The 18,645-nt window shown below is 43.1% G+C and carries 18 protein-coding genes; 8 read left to right on the plus strand and 10 right to left on the minus strand.

Annotated features, from left to right (window positions below; all coding sequences use genetic code 11):
* The 7 genes from CH367_RS12995 to CH367_RS13025 all read right to left on the minus strand — a co-directional run bounded on the left by CH367_RS12995 (position 1) and on the right by CH367_RS13025 (position 8,241).
* Positions 1-1,896 (minus strand): AMP-dependent synthetase/ligase, encoded by a 1,896-nt coding sequence (locus tag CH367_RS12995; protein WP_100762926.1) that lies wholly within the window; start codon positions 1,894-1,896, stop codon positions 1-3.
* Positions 1,897-2,183: 287 nt separating this feature from the next.
* A complete protein-coding gene (ligA, locus tag CH367_RS13000; RefSeq protein WP_100762927.1) occupies positions 2,184-4,229 on the minus strand; it encodes an NAD-dependent DNA ligase LigA in 2,046 nt (681 codons plus the stop codon).
* 18 nt (positions 4,230-4,247) lie between these two features.
* Positions 4,248-5,219, minus strand: a complete 972-nt coding sequence (locus tag CH367_RS13005) for a M23 family metallopeptidase (protein WP_100762928.1) — start codon at positions 5,217-5,219, stop codon at positions 4,248-4,250.
* Positions 5,220-5,263: 44 nt separating this feature from the next.
* Positions 5,264-6,649: a cytochrome P450 gene (locus tag CH367_RS13010; protein WP_100762929.1), complete on the minus strand. Its 1,386-nt coding sequence runs from the start codon at positions 6,647-6,649 to the stop codon at positions 5,264-5,266.
* Positions 6,650-6,787: 138 nt separating this feature from the next.
* Complete coding sequence (locus CH367_RS13015; RefSeq protein WP_100762930.1) at positions 6,788-7,150, minus strand: hypothetical protein; 363 nt, start codon at positions 7,148-7,150, stop codon at positions 6,788-6,790.
* Positions 7,151-7,169: 19 nt separating this feature from the next.
* A complete protein-coding gene (locus CH367_RS13020; RefSeq protein ID WP_100762931.1) occupies positions 7,170-7,679 on the minus strand; it encodes an RNA polymerase sigma factor in 510 nt (169 codons plus the stop codon).
* A gap of 7 nt (positions 7,680-7,686) precedes the next feature.
* Entirely contained in the window at positions 7,687-8,241 is a 555-nt protein-coding gene (locus CH367_RS13025) for a Spy/CpxP family protein refolding chaperone (RefSeq protein WP_100763032.1), read from the minus strand.
* Between the two features lie 166 nt (positions 8,242-8,407).
* On the opposite strand from CH367_RS13025, the gene CH367_RS13030 reads away from it, so the two are divergent.
* A complete protein-coding gene (locus CH367_RS13030; RefSeq protein ID WP_100762932.1) occupies positions 8,408-9,100 on the plus strand; it encodes a SanA/YdcF family protein in 693 nt (230 codons plus the stop codon).
* 174 nt (positions 9,101-9,274) lie between these two features.
* On the opposite strand, the gene CH367_RS13035 is transcribed toward CH367_RS13030, so the two are convergent.
* Positions 9,275-10,231 (minus strand): GDP-mannose 4,6-dehydratase, encoded by a 957-nt coding sequence (locus CH367_RS13035; RefSeq protein ID WP_100762933.1) that lies wholly within the window; start codon positions 10,229-10,231, stop codon positions 9,275-9,277.
* A gap of 84 nt (positions 10,232-10,315) precedes the next feature.
* Here CH367_RS13035 and CH367_RS13040 point away from each other — a divergent pair, with 84 nt between their 5' ends.
* The 4 genes from CH367_RS13040 to CH367_RS13055 are packed head-to-tail and all read left to right on the plus strand — an operon-like array spanning position 10,316 to position 14,715.
* The gene (locus tag CH367_RS13040; protein ID WP_100762934.1) at positions 10,316-11,320 is read left to right on the plus strand and encodes an LIC_10202 family protein; all 1,005 of its coding nucleotides are present in this window, start codon (positions 10,316-10,318) and stop codon (positions 11,318-11,320) included.
* The gene (locus CH367_RS13045; protein WP_100762935.1) at positions 11,317-12,375 is read left to right on the plus strand and encodes a glycosyltransferase family 4 protein; all 1,059 of its coding nucleotides are present in this window, start codon (positions 11,317-11,319) and stop codon (positions 12,373-12,375) included. The genes CH367_RS13040 and CH367_RS13045 overlap by 4 nt, the downstream gene beginning before the upstream one ends.
* Positions 12,372-13,421, plus strand: a complete 1,050-nt coding sequence (locus tag CH367_RS13050) for a glycosyltransferase family 4 protein (RefSeq protein WP_100762936.1) — start codon at positions 12,372-12,374, stop codon at positions 13,419-13,421. The genes CH367_RS13045 and CH367_RS13050 overlap by 4 nt, the downstream gene beginning before the upstream one ends.
* Positions 13,405-14,715 (plus strand): glycosyltransferase family 4 protein, encoded by a 1,311-nt coding sequence (locus CH367_RS13055; RefSeq protein ID WP_100762937.1) that lies wholly within the window; start codon positions 13,405-13,407, stop codon positions 14,713-14,715. Before CH367_RS13050 ends, CH367_RS13055 begins: the two co-directional genes overlap by 17 nt.
* Before the next feature lie 57 nt (positions 14,716-14,772).
* Here CH367_RS13055 and CH367_RS13060 read toward each other — a convergent pair whose 3' ends face one another.
* Entirely contained in the window at positions 14,773-15,588 is an 816-nt protein-coding gene (locus CH367_RS13060) for an inositol monophosphatase family protein (protein ID WP_100762938.1), read from the minus strand.
* Entirely contained in the window at positions 15,585-15,899 is a 315-nt protein-coding gene (locus CH367_RS13065) for a YkvA family protein (protein WP_100762939.1), read from the minus strand. Before CH367_RS13065 ends, CH367_RS13060 begins: the two co-directional genes overlap by 4 nt.
* 76 nt (positions 15,900-15,975) lie before the next feature.
* On the opposite strand from CH367_RS13065, the gene CH367_RS13070 reads away from it, so the two are divergent.
* From CH367_RS13070 to CH367_RS13080, 3 genes are read left to right on the plus strand one after another with little or no spacing between them, the layout of a single operon-like run.
* On the plus strand, positions 15,976-16,860 hold the full coding sequence (locus tag CH367_RS13070) for a 5'-methylthioadenosine/S-adenosylhomocysteine nucleosidase family protein (protein ID WP_100763033.1): 885 nt from the start codon (positions 15,976-15,978) through the stop codon (positions 16,858-16,860).
* The gene (locus CH367_RS13075; protein WP_100762940.1) at positions 16,832-17,869 is read left to right on the plus strand and encodes an SPL family radical SAM protein; all 1,038 of its coding nucleotides are present in this window, start codon (positions 16,832-16,834) and stop codon (positions 17,867-17,869) included. The genes CH367_RS13070 and CH367_RS13075 overlap by 29 nt, the downstream gene beginning before the upstream one ends.
* Positions 17,866-18,633: an SDR family NAD(P)-dependent oxidoreductase gene (locus CH367_RS13080; protein WP_100762941.1), complete on the plus strand. Its 768-nt coding sequence runs from the start codon at positions 17,866-17,868 to the stop codon at positions 18,631-18,633. Before CH367_RS13075 ends, CH367_RS13080 begins: the two co-directional genes overlap by 4 nt.
* Positions 18,634-18,645 lie beyond the last annotated feature (12 nt).

Raw genomic sequence — 18,645 nt, forward strand, 5'->3', positions numbered from 1 at the left:
TTACTTGATTAACTCCGTTACTTCTTTTTTAAAATTTTCTAATATTTCATTTCGTTTTATCTTTAAGGTTCGCGTCATTTCACGATCGGGATCGAAAGGACGAGGAACGATATAAAACGCGTTTTGAGGAATCAACTCGAACGCCTTAAAGCCTCCTTTGCGTGAAACGCGCGAAGAGATTTCGTTCTTAAAAATTTCACGCACCTTCGAATTTTGATTCCAGAGTTTCGGATCTTCGGGAAGACCTTCGATCTCGTTTTTCATTCTATCAAAATCCGGAACGATTAAAACCACAAGATGTTTGCTTTCATGTCCCGTAACCATCACCTGATTGATAAACGGAGAATTTAACAACTGATCCTCGATCGGAACCGGTTCGACGTTCTCACCACCGGCAAGTACGATCGTGTCTTTCGCTCGGCCCGCAAAGGAAAGTTCTCCCCTGTAGTTGATACGCATGATATCGCCCGTGTCGAAAAAACCTTCCTTATCGAAAACGACTTCGTTGAGTTCTGGTCGTTTGTAATAACCCATCAAAATTTGTTTCGACTTTAGCCAAAGAGTCCCCTTTTGAGAATGTCCGTTTAAAACTATACTTCCTTTTTCGTCCTTCAAACGATATTCGTATCCTTCCACGGGAATTCCCACGGTTCCGGAAGAAGGTCGATTCGGATCTCGAATTGAAGTAACGGCGGAAGTCTCCGTCATTCCGTAACCTTCCAACACGATCAAACCGATTGCGGATAAGAATTTATCTACCACACTCGGAAGCGCGCTCCCCGCAGAAACAGAAACTCTGAGTTTTCCTCCGAGAGCTTTGTGAACGGATTGAAAAATTCCGATCGCGCCTAACTTTAAAGGAGATAACAAAATGAGTTTTATCAAGGCGATCTTTCTTTTGAAAAGTTGAGAGAACCAGGAAGGTTTTTCCAATTGAAAGTCGTAACCGAACAGAATCGATTTGTTATGCGACCAGATCATTCCTACTTTTAAAAAGAAATGGAATAAGTTTCGTTTGAACGCGGATTCTTTCGAAACCTTTGTCATGATCCCGTTGTAGAGAGATTCCCAAATTCTCGGGACGGATGGAAACAGAGTCGGACGGAACTCCTTCAGATCATCTCTCAAAGACGTAATATTAGAAACTAAGAATGTAACTCCCAGTGCGACTGTGCAGTATTCGATAGCTCGTTCGAACGCGTGCCAAGGGGGAAGCAAACTTACGCCGGAATCTTTCGAAGTCAATCCGACGAAACCGATCACCTTTTCCACAGCGGAGATCCAACCGGATTGATTGAGCATAACTCCCTTCGGGGCGCCGGTCGTTCCCGATGTATAGATCAAAGTCGCGAGTTCATCCGGGGATTTTTCGTTCAAACGAGTACGAATCGCGTTCGGATTTTTTTTGAGATATTCTCTTCCCGATTGAATCAAACTCGAAACACTTTCAGGTCCCGATTTTAATTCTCCCTGATCGTCCTCCAATACGAATATTTTTTGGATGCTTGGAATTTTAGAAGCAAGCGCGACGAGCTTTTGTTTATCTTTTTCTTTTTGAACGACCGCGTATCTGCTTTCGGAATGATTTACGATGTATAAAATATCCTCGTCGACTACATCAGTGCCTCGAGGAACACAAACCGCGCCGGAACTGATGATCGCCAAATCCGCTAAGAACCAGTTCACGCTCGAATCGCACAAATAAAGAATCTTATCTTCTTTCGTAATTCCTTCTTCGATCAAACCCGCGGTCATCTCGTCGACTTGTTCTTTCAACCTTGCGAAGGTTCTTCCCTGAATTCCGTTTTCCGTTCGTTTGCAAAAAGTTTCCTTTTCCGGAAATCGTTTCGCTGAACTTTCTAAAAAGTCGTATAAATACTTAAACTCGGCTTTCAAATGCTTTCCTCAAAAGAAACATCTCTTTCGGCAGAAAGAATAGAATCGGAATTCACTCGATCAAGTTATTTTTAGAATGTTGGATTAAATCGAAAAGAAATGAATCTTCGTTCATCGCAAATAAATAAACATTTGTTCATAATTAAACGACGTTCGTTGAAGAAAAAGGAAAGGTCGAAGCAGAACGGCAAAGAGTTATAAGTCGAATATAAGTAATCTGGATCCTATGGCTGTGTTGGGCCAAGAATACGATTCGATTGATACGTAGTTGGGGGATTCAAAAAATTCTAAATCGGATTTTTAAAATCGATCTTGAAAGACTTCAACAAATCCAAGAATTGTTTTTCGTCATAGACGGCGATTCCAAGTTCATTCGCTTTTTCTAATTTAGATCCTGCACCCGGTCCCGCCAACAAATGAGTCGTTTTGGAACTTACCGCGCTCACCTTTCTGCCGCCGTAATAAACGATCAGATCCATAGCCTTGTCTCTGGGTTGAAAGTTTTCAAACGAACCCGTAACACACCAAGATTGATCGGCGAAGGGTTGTTGATCCGCGACTTTTACCGGATCGGCTTTCATCTTGAGTCCGGATTTTTTAAGACGATCGATGAGTTTTAGAATTCTCTTATCGGAAAAATTCTCCTGAAACGCCTGAACCGTGGAAGGTCCGATTCCCGGAATTTCCAAAAGAGAATCGATTTTGTTTTTATCCTTGGATATGGAAAGAATCTCGTCCATCGAATCGATGCCGTGTTCGATTAACAATTCGGTGACCTTATGTCCGAGTTCGGAAAGCCCGATCGAAGGAAGAACAAAACGAAAATCCTTTTGTTTGGATTGTTCGATTCCTCCGAGAATGATCGCTACGCTTTTTTCTCCGAAACCTTCTTCTTCCATCAGCTTATCTTTTTTGTTTTTGAGTTCATAAAGATCGGCTACGGATTTTATATAATCGTGATCGTATAAGAATTCGATTTGTTTATCTCCGAGTCCTTCGATGTCCATTTGTTTTCTTTGGCAATAGAAGATGATTCCGTTCTTAACTCGATCGGGACAATCCGGGTTCGGACAAAATAAATCCACAAGACTTTCTTTTTTGATCGTCTTCGTTTTGCACGAAGGACAACGATCGGGAATTTGAAACACGTCTTTACCGGGCGTAACAACTTCTTCCACTGCAGGAATGATTTCTCCCCGCTTAGCGACTCTTACGATCGCTCCGATTCCGACTCCGAGTTCGTCTATGTAATCCTGATTGTGAAGAGTCGCAAACGTTACGGTGGTTCCCGCAAGACTTACCGGTTCTATCTCCGCTCTTGGAGTGATCTTTCCCGTACGACCGACCGCATACGTGATGTCTACGATCTTACTTTCCTTCATCACCGCGTCGAACTTATACGCTCTCGCCCAACGAGGAGAATGAGAAGTATAACCGAGCGCGTCCCGTTTGGAAACGTCGTTGAGTTTGATGACGAGTCCGTCCGTGGGAAATCCGAGCTTATCCTTTTTCTTTTTAAAATCCTGGATCGTCTTTGCGATCTTAGGTCCGGTCGCAAAAACGGTGTCAGGCGGGACCGGGAAGGTAAGTTTTTCGAGCTTGTTTAGAATTTCCTGATGTGTTTTGAACTTTTTGGCCACATCGGGAAACGTCGCGTCGTATGTAAAAATTCGAAGAGGACGTTTTGCCGTATCCGTAGAATTTTTTTGTTTGATCGATCCCGCCGACAAGTTGCGCGGATTGGCATATTTCCCCGAAGAAAGTTCGTTGAATTCTTCGAAGTCCTTAAAGGTCATAAAAACCTCGCCTCGAAGATACACGGTGATCGGTTCCGGCAAACGCAAAGGTATATTACGAATCGTGCGAATATTATCGGTTACGTCGTCCCCGATTCCCCCGGACCCGCGTGTGACCCCGTTTTGGAGTATTCCATTTTCATAATACAATACGATGGAGGCTCCGTCGATTTTCCATTCCACGGAATAAAGCCCTTCGGGATCGGTCTTATTGACCCAATCCAAGAGTTCGTCGTCGTTGTACGTGTTGATCAAAGACAATACGGGAAGTTTATGTTGGAATTTTTCGAAGTCCTTGTCCAAATCCGAACCGACAACCAACGTAGGACTGGCCGGGTCCTTAAACTTCGGAAATTCTTCCTCTAAATCCTGAAGTTTCCGAAACAACTGATCGAAGTCGTAATCGGAGATCTTCGCCTGATTTTTAACGTAGTATAAATACTGATGATTGCGGATCTCGTCGGAGAGTTTGGCGATTGCTTCCTTAGCCTCTTTCTCCGAAAGAGTTTTTTTAGAATCGTCTTTTTTCTTTGGCATATCGACTCCGGATTGAAATCAATAAACGGGGACTTTGAGATAGTCCATCGGATCGGTTCGATTGGATTCTCCGATCCAAACTTCATAGTGCAAGTGAGGGCCGGTTACGTTTCCGGTGGAACCTACGGTCGCGATCAGATTTCCTTTTCGAATCTGTTGTCCGTCCCTTACGAAAATTTTCGTACAGTGACCGAAAAGGGAAAAGTAACCGTTCGCGTGTTGGATCACGATATGATTTCCATAACCGCGATTGGAATAAATCACACGATGAATTCTTCCGTTACCCGTCGCATAGATCGGAGTTCCGGGAACGTTCGCAAGATCGATACCGTCGTGGTATTCCATATAACCGGTCGTAGGCGAACGTCTCGTTCCGAAGTAAGACGTGAGATTGTAAGAATACAAAGGCTCCCCGAAAGGAATCGCATCCATCACGTCGTATCTGAGATTTAGAAAATCATAAACGCTATCCATCAACGGACGATGTTTGTCCATATAAACGCGGGCAGTACGATAACCGTAAATTTCGGAAAGATAACTTCTTCCCAACATCAAATCCTTATCGGCCGCTTCTTCGGTTTTGAGTTCCGTGAGCGCGATCGTTTCTATGTCGGATTCGTCCGGAAGTTTCAACATCTCGTCGCCTTGTCCGTCGATGAGAGAATAGATCTCCTCTAAATTCTCCGTTAACGCGAGAAAATCATCCTGAACACCTTCGAGTTGTTCGGAGTATTCGATATACTCGTCGAAATACTTTCCGTAAACCTGAGCCAAAGCGTTGATCTGCTTTCTTGTATTGTTGTATTTTACGATTCCGAAAACCGCGATTCCTAAAATGGAAGCCAGAAGCCCGAATAAAAAGACGATCGTAAAAACAGAAATTTGAAAATGAAAAGATTTATCAAAACCGTGAGGAATGAGAAGAACGGTCAGGCGCTGGTGACCCTTCTCCTTAACTTTATCTATACGTTTGCGGATTTCTTTTTCCATGGGAATAGACTCCAAATAAAGAGTCTATTCCAGTGAAGTATAGGTCAAGTGGAAACCAGATCCATTAACATTCCGTACTTGGGTCTTAATGTGACTAAAGGTTCCAATTCGACCTTATGACCAGGGACGGGCTTTAAATCGTATTTTCGAGCGATCATACTTAGGATTAGAATTCCTTCGGTCATCGCAAATACGTTTCCGATGCAGATTCTCGGACCGCCTCCGAAAGGAATGTATGCATACTTCGGTCTATCTTTTGAGTTTTCTTCGGAGAATCGTTCCGGCCAAAACTTTTCCGGTTCCTTCCAAAATCTCGGGTCCCTGTGAATCGAATAGATACAAATCGAAACGTTGGTTCCGGTTGGAACGTGATAGCCACCGACCGTATCCGGTCCGAGCGCGGAACGTTCCACCGTCCAAGCGGGAGGGAACAAACGCATCGATTCTTCCAAAACCATTCTTGAATAGGTGAGCGAACCTACGTCCTCAAGGGAAGGAATTTTATCTCCGAGAACCCTCTTCGATTCCTCTTTGAGTTTGGAATAGATTTCAGGGTGATTGGATAAAAGATGAAAGGCCCAAGTCAACGCGTTAGCCGTCGTCTCATGACCCGCGAGCAAAAGAGTGATCGCTTCGTCTCTCACTTGTTCGAGACTCATCTTCTCGCCTGTTTCTTCGTCTTGAATTTCCAACAACATACTGATCAAATCATTGGAAGAATTTTTTCTTCTCTGCTCGATGAGTTCGTAGATGACCTCGTTCATCGCGTCGATCGAATTTAAAAGTCTTCGATTTCCGGGCAAAGGCCAATGAACCGGAGGAGGAAAAACCATCGTCAATCGTTTGGTCAATTCTTCCATCGCAGTTTCCACGTTCTTCGCTATGATTTCGGAATATTCTTTTACATCGGATCGAAAGAGGGTTTTTCCCACGATCGCGAACGTAAGTTTCATCATCTCTTCCGAAAGATCGACTCGAAGAGTTTTGTTCTTTTCTTTCGAATCCCATTCCTTGAAAAGATTGGCGGTTTCGTCGGCCATAATATGAGTAAATTCTGATATTCTTTGTCTATGAAACGCGGGTTGAATCAGTCTTCTTTGTTTTTTCCAAAAGTCGCCCTCGGAAGTCAAAAGACCTTTTCCCAAAACACGTTTGAGTTCGCGGTAGAATACGCTCTTATGATAATTGGAACTGTTCTCCTGAAGAACGTGACGCACGTCTTCCGGGCTTTGAATCATAAAGATTCTGGTTCTTCGGATTCCGAAAAGAACCACGTCTCCGTGTTTCTTTTTCATGTCCTCGAAAAATCCGATGATATCTCTGCGCATTCTCGGCAAATGACGAAGCGCAAAAAAACCGTAAGAACCGGGAGGGGTTTTGATTTTAGGGGCGTCCTTTTTAGGGGAACGACTGGAATTCAAGGTAAACATTGGGATTCTACAAGTTTAGTTTTATTTCCGGAAAACCGGATATTCCAGCCGAGACACTCGAATGCGGAACGGCAAAATCGCGTTCCGCTTTATTTATAGGTTTGAACGAAGAATTTTAGAATTCTTTAATATACCGTTTTATCTCCGATCCAGAGAAGCCTCGATCAAAGTATCCACATCCAAGGACACTGGATCGTTCGACATAGATTCTTCTTTGTAGAAGGAATTTTGCAATACCTTGGTTTGAGCTTCCACGGTCGCTCCGTAAATTTGTTCCTGTACCCAGGAATGCAATTCGTTACGCGCGATCGCGGATCCTTGATTTTCAAAAAAAGTCAACCAAACGATGGAGCTGGAAAAGAACGCGGATAAGAAAGTGATCAGCGCTAATTGAACCATTCTCCAGCGACGTTTTTTATAAACCGCGTCGCAGATCTTAGAACTCCAAACCTTACTGCAAAGTCTGTCCGAGATATCTTTGTCGAATCCGTTCGATTTCATACTGGCTTGATCCTATCTCTCACTTATCTACGAAAATTTTCTTTAACATTTGTTTTCCTCGGAAGGCCCTAGACTTTACGGTCCCCTCGGGAATACTCAGCTTTTCGGCGATCTGTTGTTCCTTGTAGCCTTCGCCCACAAGACTCAAAACCGATTTGTACTTCCAAGGAAGCATAGCCAATAGATCTTTCAATTCAAAATCGGTGAAACTGACGGAGACCGCCTCTTTTTCTTGAATCGAGTTGTCCAAGATGACCTTCTCTTTCAGCTTGCTTGCAAGCGCGGTTTGTCTGGATCTTTTTTGATTCATTCTCAAAGATTCGTTTCTTGCGATCGTATAAAGCCAAGTGCTTACGGAAGAATCTCCGCGGAACTTATTCGCGGATAAACTTTTGTACGCTCGGAAATACGTTTCTTGCACCACGTCGTCGATGGAATCGTGAAATTCCTCGAATAAATTCTTTTTAATCGCCGAAAGTACGATGTGTTTTGTCGAATCGATCAATTCGGTAAATTCTTTCTGGTCCATTGATACCTCAGTGTAAGATTCCTTGTATAGGAAGGATGATTCTCTCCGGAGAAAAAAGATTCACGGGGAATCCGGGCTCCGGTGGAGCGGAAGGTTCTTTGATTTTGGATTTTTGATCCTGGGTCAGTATTTTTTCGATAGCAAGACGATGTGAAATTTGATTGATCCGAATTTCGGCGGTGTATTTTCCGATCTCGACCAAAAGCCTGCGGATTTTCGTCAAATCAACGTTAGGTTCCATCAAAAGTCCTTCGAGTTCGATCTCGATCGGGGAAATTTTTTGAAGCCATCTAAAATGTTCGTGTTTGTGTTTCTCGTTGATCTTGGAAATTTCATCCAATTGTTTTTCGGAAAGAGAAAAACGTTCTCGGACTACGTCCACGTTTCCGAATACGAGACCGAAACTTCTGAGCTGGCGAATGGGCGCCAACTGTCGCATCGGTGGCGGATTGTTAGAATCTGCGCCGGAACGAAGCCCCATCAATTCCTGGGAAAAAATACCCGCCGGAGCTAGGACGCAACCGGCGACAGTAATTCTGACAAATGAATTCAGGAGATTCATGAGGTATTTGCTCAATCGATAAGACCCGTACTGCAATGGTTTGTTTCCTATTTCTAAAAATTTTCCCGATTCCGATTCGTTGGAAAGAAAAAAAGGACTTTCTCGTTTGAATTTGGCTTGTAAGCCGGAAAAAAAACCTTCCTGATTTTGACGGATTCCGGATTTCGTGTTTAGCCTAAATTTTCTCAAAAAATCGAAATTTTATACCCGAGCTTTTTTAATTCTTTGTTTGATTCTCGCGGCGCCGATCGCGATCGATTTTAGCTTCGAAGAATCGTATCTCCACACCGAAAAATATCAGAATTATAGATCCGCGAGACCTGCAATGGTCGCGGTCGTTCCAGGCGCCTCGGTTTATAAAAACGAACCTTCCGCCGTCTTAAAGGACCGTTTGGATTGCGCTCTGGAATTGTATCATCAAGGCAAAGTAAGAAAAATTCTCCTATCGGGCGACAACGGTTCCATTTACTACAACGAAGTGAAGCCGATGTTGCTCTACATTCTTAAGAATGAAGTAAACGAAAAAGACATCTTCGTCGATCACGCAGGTTTCAGAACGTTAGACACATTGGTAAGAGCGAAGGAAATCTTTCAGGTCAAGGATTTGATCTTTGTCAGCCAAAGAGTGTATCAACCCCGTGCCGCGTTTTTGGCGAAAAAGATCGGTTTGAAATTTCAGGCCTTCGAATCCGATCGAAGAATTTATACAAGCGGACCGTTCAGTCGATTCCGAGAATTTTTTGCGCGGACCCTGGCTTGGGTTGATATGAATCTTTTCAAAACCAATCCGAAATATTTGGGCGATCCGTTTCCGATCGAAGGAAGCGGGGTTAAAACTTGGAAAGGTTCGGTGCTTTAGAGTTTTATTATATTCGGAGATTGTAGGAGTTACGACAAAGATTGTGGGTCAGGATTTTACTTGCGTAAAGTATGATTTTCTGATATGGAGGATTTGTCTGGGTCTTCCCACCACCCACCCCTCCACCCTAAACGCGGGCGGGGCCGCAAAAGTTTTACTACAAAGTTGTAGGAGTTACGACAAAGTTGAAATCCACTTGTAAACGTCGCGAACCGTATCGGTTAAACCGAACTGCGGCTCCCAACCGAGTTGTCTAAGTTTTCCGCTGTCTCCGAAAAGACGTTTCATCTCGGCCGGACGAAAACGAGAAGGATCCACTTCAACCGGAATCGTTTGACCCGAAACGGAAATGATATTATCCAACACATCTCGGATCACAACTTCTTTACCGGAGCAGATATTGTAAATTTCTCCGGGTTTTCCCTTTTCGGAAAGGATTCGATAAGCGCGCACAACGTCTCTCACATCCAAAAAATCTCTCGTGGAAGAAAGATCCCCGACTAAAATTCTTCTTTCCGATTCGGATTTTTTAAGAGCTTCCAAAACCTGAGAACAAAAATTAGGAATTACAAAATTAGGATTTTGTTTCGGACCCGTGTGATTGAACGGTCTTGCAATCACAACTTCGAGTTCGGGAATCCATCGATGATACTGAAGGCAATAAATTTCCGCGCAGGACTTCGAGGAAGAATACGGATTTAAAGGAGCAGGAACGACCGATTCTTGAACTGGAAGAACCGATTCGGGAACGTTACCGTAAACATCCGAAGAGGAGATGTAAACAAAACGAACCTTCTTTTTCAAAGAACGCAAAGATTCTAATATATTCAACGTTCCGTGTACGTTGATGTCCAAGGTTTCGCCCGGATCTTCCACGGCTCTGGGAACGAATGGTTGTGCCGCGAGATGGAAAACCGTATCGGGCGCGAATTCATGAATGATCTTTCGGACCTGCTCAAGATCGCGTATGTCGCATACGGAAGAACGATACGATTTAGGAAGTTCGGAATCTTCTTCTACATTCGGTCCGGGCACGACTCCGATTCCTAAAAATTCGGTATAGGATTGTTTCAGTTCCTTCAGAAGGTAACCGCCTACGAACCCCGCCGCCCCCGTTATCAAACACTTCATAGAATTCTTTGTTTTCCGTAAAAATACTGTTGTTTTAGAAAATGAATAAAAAACAATCGAATAAAATTCTCTCCCCTTTTGAGCATGGAAGATAAATTTCAGGAACTATTCGAAATCAGAGATTCTCGGATCAACATCCGCGAGATCATGGAAGAAATCGAAGCCAAGCTCAAAAAAAATCCTTCCACAAAAGAAGATATAGAGAAACGCACTCATTGGAAATTTTCACCGCCGAGCCCGGAAGGTTATCGGGATTTTGATCCGGCGGAAATCGCGCATCTTTTCGAGAAAGGGATTTCTCCTCCCAAGTTTTCCAATCCGAAACTTTGGTTCGTACGCGGACCTCTCAAATGGCTTTTGATTCGGTTCTCCGAATTCTATTCTTTTTTGGATAAGAAACTTTCCGAAAACAGAACTCGCGCCTTCTACAGCGTGTTGCACGAACTCATTTTGATCCGTTCCGAAAATCAAAATCTAAAACGAAAGATGGAATCCTTTTATTCCGAATTTTTGGAATGGAACCAAGCCATCGGAAAAGAAGTCAGACCCGAATTTCTTTGGGCCAACGAAAATCTTTACTCGGAAAATTCCATAGAGGAAAGCGAGAACTTCCTGTTGGAGTCGATCAATCCTTCCGAAAAAGTTTTGGTTTTATCTCCGGGTTGGGGAAGAATTCTCAAACAACTTCTGAAGTTGGGTTCTCAGTTCGATTCGATCAGTTGGAATCGATCCTGCGTCGAATTCATTTCCGGTTCCGTGACGACGAACATTCGTCTGGAAGAACCCGGAGCGATCCCGAAGGATTGTTCAGAATATTCTAAAATTATAATATCCGAAAATTTATCGATCCATCCTCATTGGCTGATTGAAAAAGCCCTTCGAACTTTGAGCCTTCGAGCGTCTTCGGGAACCGAAATCCGTTTTCGTTTTTCCAACGAGAATTCGAATTACCCTTCTCCGTTTTTGCCTTTGAGACTTACGAAAATCCAAGAGCCGTTGATCCGAGATTATCTCAAACAACTGGGTTTTAGAAACATCATAGAAAAAAAATCGGAAGACGGTTTCACCGTTCTTTCTTTTCGAAAATGAAAGTGTATCAGCACGTCACCGAATTTAGGGACGGCGACGGAATCGGAAACGACATCAAAGGAATTCGAAACGTTCTCGAAAACTTGGGAGTTGCAAACTCCGTCGTCTGTTTAAAAAATTTTTCAAAAGAATCGTTTTCGATCGAAACACATCCCGATGTTTCCAACTTTTCAAAAAACGACGTGCACATTCTCAACTACGGCGGTTGCGGTTATCCTCTGGATTGGTTTCGCGATCTTCCCGGAAAAAAAATCGTTCGTTATCAGAGTTTTACGCCGTCGATCTACTTTAAGAATTTCGTAAGTTCCGAAATATACAACACTCTTCAGCTCGAAGAAAAACGATCCTTGCTCGAATTGTATTCCCTTAAAAACGAAACCGATTTGTTTTTGCCTTCTTCCGAATTCAACGCGAACTTTTTGCAGTCGCTCGGAATTTCGAACGCGCTCGTTCTTCCCATCGTAAAAAAATATTCGATCCGGGAAAAAAGCATAAAAGACAAACGCGAATTCACGATCGGATTTATCGGAAGAGTTTCTCCGAATAAAAAGATGGAAGACCTTCTTTCTTTACTCGAGTCGGTTTTGAAATTCAGACAAAACGTCCAGCTTCTGATCTGCGGAAGTGTTCCTTCCGTTTTCGAAGAATATTATAATTTCCTAAAGAAGACCATTCTTCGCAAACGTTTGACCGGAAACGTTCAAATTCGTTTGAACGCGAACGATTCCGAAATGGAGAATTTTCTAAACTCAATGGATCTTTACGTTTGTATGAGCGAACACGAAGGATTCAACATTCCCGTTTTGGAGGCGTTCGGCGCCGGTATTCCCACGATTTCGTATCACGCGGGTGCGACGCCGGAAACCATGAAAACCGGAGGAATTCTTTTTAAGAACAAATCCGATTCGGCAATGAATCTACTCGCAGGTTTGATCGACAACCTTCTTGAAAAGAAAACGTTACGCGAACAGATTTCCGAAAACGAAAAGGAAATCGTAAAACAATACAATGCGTATCCGTTCGAGAATCTTTTTAAAGAGAAAATTCTGGCATGAGACAGATTCAACAATTTTCGGCGGGCTTTAATCCGGGCGACGCGATCAGCAACGAAATGTTGGAGATTCGCAATCACTTAAAGGATTTAGAATATAAAGGAGATATATTTTCCGAAAACATAGGCGCGTCGAAACTTCCTTTCGTAAAAAAATACAAGGCCTACGGCAAATCCTCAAAGGACGTTTTATTCTATCATCATTCGATCCATTCGGGGGTTTTCAACTTTTTGAGAAGTTTCAGATCGCCTCGAATATTAATTTATCATAATGTTACTCCGCATCATTTTTTCGAACCCTACGACTTAAAGATGAGCTATCTTTTGAAAAAGGGAAGGGAAGAATTGACGGAGATGAGAGACAGATTCGATCTCGTCTTTGCCGTTTCAAAATTCAATCAAAAAGAATTGGAAGAATTAGGATTTCAGAATGTGGGAATTCTTCCCATCACGTATCAATTGTCCGAAAATTTTCCTAAGATTGAAAAAACCGAAACGCCGATCAAAAAGATTCTTTTCGTGGGAAGAATCACTCCGAACAAAAGACAAGACGATTTGATTCGACTTGCTTACGCGTATAAATCCATGTTCTCGGACGAGTTTCAGTTTTATCTGGCGGGTTTCAATTCGAGGGAACTGTATCTTTATCGCGAAGAACTCGAAAGGATGTTGGATTTTTACGATCTTAGAAAGAACGTTTTGATCACAGGTTTTCTTTCGGACAACGAACTCAACAATCTCTATCAAGAGGCGGACGTATTCGTTTCAATGAGCGAACACGAGGGCTTCGGCGTTCCTTTGATCGAAGCTATGGTGCATAGAATTCCCATTCTCGCTTTTGCCGGAGGCGCGGTCCCCGAAACCTTAAACGGAGCCGGCGTTCTTTTTCGGGAAAAAAAATTTCCGGATCTCGCGATTCTCATAAATAAGATTTTGACCGATTCTTCCTTTAAGGATCAAATTCTGAAAGGCCAGGATCTGCGTCTGGAAGAATTCAAAATGACGGATTCGAAATCAGTTCTTAGGAAAACGGTTGAAACCCTCTCTTAAAAAGATCGCGGTCGTTTCTCCGATTTTTTCGGACAAGGTTTCCGGCGGTTCCGAAAAACTCATCTTTCAATTCGTGGAATTGTTGGCGGCCGATTTCGAGATCACGGTTTTGACGACTCGAAGTCTGGATTATATCACTTGGAAAAATTCGATTCCTCTTACCGAAAAAAATTTCTTTCAAGAATCCGCAAATCCTTCCAAGCCGATTCTTTTTGAGGAAAGAAATTCTTCTCTCGGCGGAAAGTATAAGGTCCTTCAGTTCACCGTTGAAAAACAAAGAAACATAGAACGGTTCGATCGGCTTTCCAAAAAAATTTTGGAAGAACCTTCCCTTCAAAATAAGGAAAACGTAAATCATTGGCTCCAAGAACAAGGCCCTTACGTGCCCGAGTTGGTTCAGTTCATAGAATCTCGTAAAAGCGAGTTCGACGTTTTTTTCTTCGTGAGTTATCTTTATTATCCGTTGGTTTTCGGAACTCCGTTGGTCGCGGAAAAATCGATCGTCGTTCCCACGTTCCATGACGAAGCCCCCGCTTATCTTCCCGTATATAAGGAAGTTCTAACGGACCAAAGTTCGTATTCGTTCAATACTCCGGAAGAATTGGAAGTGTTTCAAAATATTCTCGGGTTTAAACCGAGCACGTATTCGATTACGGGAATGAACCTGAATCTGGATCGTTATACGAACAAATCCTCAAAAAATTCGGATCCCACGATCGGCAAAACGAATTCGTCCGGTTCCGAAGAAACACCATTCTTACTTTATGTAGGCCGTGTGGATCAGGGAAAGGGTTTTCTCGAAATGGCGGAATGGTTCGCGGAATGGAAAAAGAACACGAAACTTCCGCATAAACTTAGAATCGTAGGCAAGATCAACTCCAAAATTCCGAACAAAATATTAGAAAATCAGAATATAAAATTCTTAGGTTTTGTGGACGAAGCCGTCAAACTCGAACTGCTCGAAAGTTGCGCGTGTTTGGTCAATTCTTCGCCTATGGAAAGTTTTTCTATAGTTTTGATGGAAGCTTGGTTGAAGGGAAAACCGGTTCTTGTAAACGGAAAATCGGACGTTCTCAAAGGGCATTGTCTTCGGAGCAACGGCGGACTTTTTTATTCGGATCGAAAAAGTTTTTTCGCGACTCTCGACTACATTCTCGATCATCCTCAAGAATCGACCGTGATGGGCGAAAACGGAAAGAGATACGTGGAACGAAATTTTAATCCGACCACGGTTCGTGAAAAACTTCTTCGTTTGATCGAAAAGACGATTCAAAAAAAATACGTGGGGCTTTAAAAGCGCTCGCATTAACTCAGCAAAACGCTCCTTACGGGTCGCTCGACAGGTCGCGTTTCAAGTCGGGATGCGAAGATACTCCTGCATTCCTTCCATCATCTTTTCGTGAAGTACTCCGTTGCTCGCAACCACGTTCGGAATATAAGGTGTGAACGTATTGCCGTCATATGTGGACATTCTTCCCCCCGCTTCGTTTACGATCACCGAAGGCGCGGCCATGTCCCAAGGTTTCAAACCTTCTTCCCAAAACGCGTCGAACCTTCCTTCCGCGACCCAACAAAGATCCAAACCCGCGGCTCCGGTCCTTCGAACGCCTCTCGTCTTCAATAAAAAGTTTCTGTAATAAAACATGAGTCGATCGATTTTCTTTTCACGATCGTACGGAAATCCGGTGGATAACAAGGACTGCTTTAATTCTTTCGTTTTCGAAACGGAAATTCTTTTTTGATTTTTAAACGCGCCGTGACCTTTGCGAGCGTGATAAATTTCGTTCATACCCGGAAGAGGAACGATTCCCATCACGGCTTCACCGTTCTCCAAATTTTCCAAACCGATACAAGCGCAGTATAAAGGAAGTCGATGAGAATAATTCACGGTTCCGTCTAACGGATCGATGATCCACTTGAAAGACGATGTTCCTTTTTTATCGGTTCCTTCTTCTCCGAGAATGGAATCGGCAGGAAACATTCTATCAATCTCGTTGATAATTTTTTCCTCGGAACCCTTGTCCGCTTTTGTAACGAGATCGATCTCACCTTTATAGGCGATGTCGAGATCGGATTCTTCTTGAGTGGCCGCTAAAAATTCCATAACCTTCGGAAGAAAGTTTAGAAAGTGTTCGTATCGGATTTTAATTTCGTTGTCTAAGCTCATTCGTTTTCCAGAAATTTTCTGGCCTTCTCTCTGTGTTCTTCTCGGATCGCGGACTGAACACTTGCCAGTACGGCCGCGATCACGCCCGCGTCATCCAGAAATCCGGCGCCGGGAATAAAATCGGGAACCGCATCTAATGGAGAAATGAAATACGCCAACGCTCCCGCGATGACAAGTTTGGTTTTAAGCGGGGTTTCCGGGTCCAACATAGAATAATAAAGCGCTATCAAATCTTCCGTAAACGGAATCTTGGAAATCACGGACTTCAATTTCGGCCAAAATTCCCTTTTTACCTTTTCGATCAAATCCATGAAAGACTCCTTTTCTTTCTCGTTCGATGATTTCTCTCTTGTCCCAAATTCTACGTTCAGGTATCAAGAAAGAAAGATGATTTTTATTTCCGTCGCCCTTTTCCCGGAGGCAAAACCCCTGATTGAATTTTTGGGTTTGAAAATTCTTCGGGATCAAAATCCGTTTCCGGTCTATCAAAACGAAAGCCATACCTTGGTCGTTTCCGGAATGGGGAAAATTTATTCGGCGATGTCGGTCGCATTTTTGTTAAACGAATTCAAAGAATCGATCAATGATTCTTCCTGGATCTTCAACTTCGGAATCTGCGGCGCTCCGAAGGAGTTTTCCGAAATCGGAAAATCGTTTTTAATCCATAAGATCACGGACGAAGGTTCGCAAAGAAACGTTTACCCCGATATTCTTTTCAAATCGCCTATTCCTGAGTCGACCTTGTTGACCGTGGACAAACCCGTTTTTGAAAACGAGGCCTCCGTGCTTCCAAACACGTTAGTTGACATGGAGGCCTACGGTTTTTTTCAGGCTTCCCGAAAATTCTTTTCCAGCGATCGGATTCGAGTCGTAAAAACGGTTTCGGATCACTTTACAAAATTAGAATCTACGCAAGGACTCGGAGTTGCGGAAACAATTTCTCTGAGAATCTCGGAGGAACTTCCGAATCTTCTCGCGATTTTGTCGACTCCGATCTCGAACCACAAAGAAATCGATCTTGAAAAAGAAGAAAGCGCCGCGCTTTTGAAAATGACCGAAATTCTGCGCTTATCGGAAACGGAAACGATTCAGTTGAAGGATTGGATGATCGGCTATAAGATCAAAACCGGAAATTCTCCCGCACCGGGAATCGAAATTTTAAAGAATTATAATATACTTTCGGACTTAGGCGATCCGCAAAAGGCGAAGGTCAAAACCAGGGAAGAAGGAAAAAAAGGATTGTATGCGCTCCGACAATTTTATCAGTCCTAAAAGATTCTCCCATATTTACGTGGAAGAATCGGCAAAGAATCATCGGAAGACATTGGAGATTCTTTCCAAATTTCCCGAATCGATCGTAGTTCCGATCGATTCCTACAAGGAAGTTTTCAATCCTTCCGCTCAGAATTTTCAGGTCCAAAAAAGAAGCCCGAAACTCATATTAGCGAAACGCAAAGAACAGTTTCTCTATTCCGGCTCGGGCGTCGCACCCGACTTCGGTTATCGTTTTTTTTACTACAACGCACTCGTTCTGAATTGTCTTTACAATTGTTCGTATTGTTATCTTCAAGGGATGTATTCATCCGCGAATCTTGTCGTTTTTGTAAACAACGAAGACTATATTCGGGAAACGAAGGAACAACTCGAACTTTCCAAACCGCTTTATCTTTGTATATCCTACGATACGGATCTGCTCGCACTTGAAAACACATTAGGATATTGTAAAGAATGGATCCTGTTTGCGAACGAGAACCCTGATTTGATCGTGGAACTCCGGACGAAAAGCGCCAATTTCAAATCCATTGCGGATCTAAAACCGACTTCGAACATCATTCTCGCTTGGACGCTTTCCCCCGAATCTGTGATCTTGGAACACGAACCGTTGACTCCGAGACTTTCTTCCCGATTGAAAAACATCAAGGACGCCTTGAACGCGGGCTGGCAGGTTCGTCTTTGTTTGGATCCGATTCTCAACGTTCCGAATTGGAAAACCGTTTATCAGGAATTCGTTCGTGCGATCTTTGCGGAAATTCCCGGAGAAAAACTTCGTGAAATCAGCCTCGGAGTTTTTCGGATGAATTCGGATTATTTTAAGAACTCCAAAAAAAGAAGATCGGATTCTTATCTTTATTATCTTCCGATGGAAACTCACGCCGGAGTCAAATCCTACCCCGAAGAATTGGAAAGGGAAATGTTCGATATGGTCGAAAAAGAATTGGAAGTCTTTGTTCCTCGGGAAAAAATTCACAGACTCGTCGCAAGCGAGATGGAAACAAAATGAAAACGAAATCGGAACCAAACAACGATTTGGCGATCGTAACCGGCTCATCCAAGGGAATCGGACAAGCGATTTCCGAATTTTTGATTTCCCAAGGTTATAAGGTCGTTGGGATCGCGAGAACAAAACCGAAATCGCGGATCTTAAACGATTCTCCCTTGTATCGTCACGTCGAATTGAATCTTTCGAACACAAAGGAAATCACATTCAAATTACAGAATATTCTAAAGGAAGAGCCTCCTCTCAAAATTCTCGTGAACAACGCCGGAATCGGCAACTTTGCACCTCACGAGGAAATCCCTTTCGACGATTTGGAAAGAATGCTCGTAGTGAACTTCGTTTCTCCGATTCTGATCACAAAACTGCTTTTAAGAGATTTAAAAAAGAATGAAGGTTGGATCTTTCAGATCCATTCGGTTTCCGCGTTTAAGGAATCCTTTCGAGGTGCGGCTTACGCGGGAACCAAGGCCGGTTTCAGGCATTTCGGATTAAATTTATTCGAGGAAATCCGAAAATCCGGAGTCAAATTGATAAGCATCAATCCGGACATTGCCGATACGGATTTTTATGAACGGCTCGATTTCGAAAAAGACTCCGATCCGAATTCTTATTTGAACGTTTCCGAAATTCTGAAAGCGTTCGAGTATGCGCTTTCCGGTCCCGAGAATTTGGGTTTTACCGAAATTACGATTCGTCCTAAACTACATCGTGTTTCTAAAAAACCGTTCGTTCGTAAGAATGAAAACGAAGAAAAATCCGATTCTTAACTCGATTGACGA

The sequence above is a fragment of the Leptospira barantonii genome, from assembly GCF_002811925.1.
In the GTDB taxonomy this organism is placed as follows: domain Bacteria; phylum Spirochaetota; class Leptospiria; order Leptospirales; family Leptospiraceae; genus Leptospira; species Leptospira barantonii.